The sequence below is a fragment of the Betaproteobacteria bacterium genome, from assembly GCA_016791345.1.
Taxonomy (GTDB): Bacteria; Pseudomonadota; Gammaproteobacteria; order Burkholderiales; family JAEUMW01; genus JAEUMW01.
The window spans coordinates 1-2,195 of sequence record JAEUMW010000428.1 but is presented as its reverse complement, the minus strand read 5'-3'; the positions used below and the strand labels follow the sequence as shown (position 1 = coordinate 2,195).

General features: G+C 67.2%; 3 protein-coding genes. All 3 read right to left on the bottom strand.

The features are described 5' to 3' along the window. Window positions 1–761: PCRF domain-containing protein (locus JNK68_16130; protein MBL8541872.1), on the bottom strand; the 761-nt coding region annotated here is incomplete at its 3' end. Beyond that, on the bottom strand, window positions 758–2,011 hold the full coding sequence (locus JNK68_16125) for a glutamyl-tRNA reductase (protein MBL8541871.1): 1,254 nt from the start codon (window positions 2,009–2,011) through the stop codon (window positions 758–760). The genes JNK68_16130 and JNK68_16125, both read right to left, overlap by 4 nt. 34 nt (window positions 2,012–2,045) lie before the next feature. Further along, window positions 2,046–2,195: hypothetical protein (locus JNK68_16120; protein ID MBL8541870.1), on the bottom strand; the 150-nt coding region annotated here is incomplete at its 5' end.

Below are 2,195 nucleotides of genomic sequence, written 5' to 3'. Positions count from 1 at the left end.
ACGATGCCGGTGGGCAGGTGCGTCACGCGCACGGCGGAATCCGTCTTGTTGATGTGCTGCCCGCCGGCGCCCGAGGCGCGGAAGGTGTCGATGCGGATCTCGGCCGAATTGATGACGACGTCGCCGACTTCGTCGGCTTCCGGCATCACCGCAACCGTGCAGGCCGAGGTGTGGATGCGGCCCTGGGTTTCGGTGACCGGCACCCGCTGCACGCGGTGTCCGCCGGACTCGAACTTGAGCTTCGAGTAAACCCCGCTGCCGACGACCTTGGCGATGATCTCCTTGTACCCGCCGAGATCGGACGGACTCTGCGACACGAGGTCCACCTGCCAGCGATGACGCTCGGCGAAGCGGGAGTACATTCGAAAGAGATCGGCCGCGAACAGTGCCGATTCGTCGCCGCCGGTGCCCGCGCGGATCTCCAGGAAGACGTTACGCTCGTCGTTGGGATCCTTCGGCAAGAGCTCGCGCTGCAGATCGTCCTCGATGCGTTCCAGCTGCGCGCGGCCGGCGCGCAGCTCTTCCTCGGCAAACTCGCGCAGCGCCGGGTCGTTCATCATCTCTTCGGCAGTGCGTACGTCTTCCTGGCCGCCGAGATAACTCTGATAGAGCGCCACCACCGGCGCGATCTCGGCATGCTCGCGCGACAGCTTGCGGAACGCGTCGAGATCGGCGGTTGCGGTCTCGCTCGACAGCATGCGATCGAGCTCCGCCAGGCGCCGGGAAAGCTGATCGAGCTTTCCGGCGATGGAGGGCTTCATGCGTGATGGTGGAGGTTGTAGAGACGGGACAGTAGGGCGAGAAGCTGGCGGCGGTCTTCCGCCTCGGCGCTGCCGAGCGCGTGGGTGGGGCCGTGCAGGAGCTTGTTGGTGAGCGCCCGGCTCAAGTGATCGAGCACCTGCTCCGGGTCGTCGCCGCGCGAGAGCCGCCGCAGCGCGCGCTCCATCTCGTGACGACGCGCCCGCTCCGCCTGATCGCGCAGGGCACGGATGGAAGGCACGGCTTCACGGTTCTGCAGCCAGTGCAGGAAGTCCTGCACCTTGTGATCGATGATGGCCTCGGCCTGTGCCACCGCCGCCTGACGCAAACTCGCGCCGTCCTGCGCCACCCTTCCCAGATCGTCCACCGTGTACAGAAACACGTCGTCGAGCTCCGCCACCTCGGGCTCGACGTCGCGCGGCACGGCAAGGTCCACCACGAACATCGGCCGGTGGCGCCGCACCTTCAGCGTCCGCTCCATGGTGCCCTTGCCGATGATGGGCAGCGGGCTCGCGGTACAGGTGATCACCACGTCGTGCGCGGGCAGATGCTCGGGCAACTCGGTCAGGCTCAGGGTGGAAGCGCTGTAACGCCGACCGAGTTCCTCGGCACGCTCGGTCGTGCGGTTGGCGAAGGTGACGGCGCGCGGCCGCGCGGCGCTGAAGTGCGTGGCACAGAGCTCGATCATCTCGCCCGCGCCGATGAAGAGCACGCTCTGCTCGGCGATCGACGGGAAGATGCGCTCCGCCAGCTGCACCGCACAGGAAGCCATCGACACCGCGCTCGCCCCGATCTCGGTTTGTGTGCGCACCTCCTTCGCGACCGAGAAGGTGCGCTGGAAGAGCTTGTGCAGCAGCACGCCGAGCGTGCCCGCGTGCTCCGCGGTGCGCACCGCCTGCTTGAACTGGCCGAGGATCTGCGGCTCGCCGATCACCATCGAATCGAGCCCGCTCGCCACCCGAAAGGCGTGCTTGACGGCGCCTTCGGTGGGCAGTGCGTAGACGTAGGGCTGGAGGCTGTGGGCGGCGAGACGATGGTATTCGGCAAGCCAGTCGATGGCCGCCTTCGGCTCGTCGGTGTTGCAGTAAAGCTCGGTGCGGTTGCAGGTGGACACGATCGCCGCCTCCTGCACGGGCCGGCGGTCGACCAGATCGCGCAGCGCAGGTTCCACACCCTCGCCGGCAAAGGCGACCTGCTCGCGCACGGCGAGCGGAGCGGTGTGGTGGTTGACCCCGATGGTATAGAGCTGCATGCGGAAAGCCGCGCGATCGCTGCAAATAGTGGAATTATATGCGGTTGCGGGGTGCGCTGCACACGGCGACGGCACCGTCGGCAGCGGACAGAAGGCGCGGCGGCAGCAGTCGCGCGAGCGTTTTCCAGGTATCCGGGTAGCGCTCCAGATAGGCGATGCGCTCGCGGCTGAACCATTCGTAGCG

What these genes read in the sequence shown, in the direction of transcription:
- JNK68_16125 (MBL8541871.1), bottom strand. Translation starts at nt 2,011, where the DNA reads ATGCAGCTCTATACCATCGGGGTCAACCACCACACCGCTCCGCTCGCC.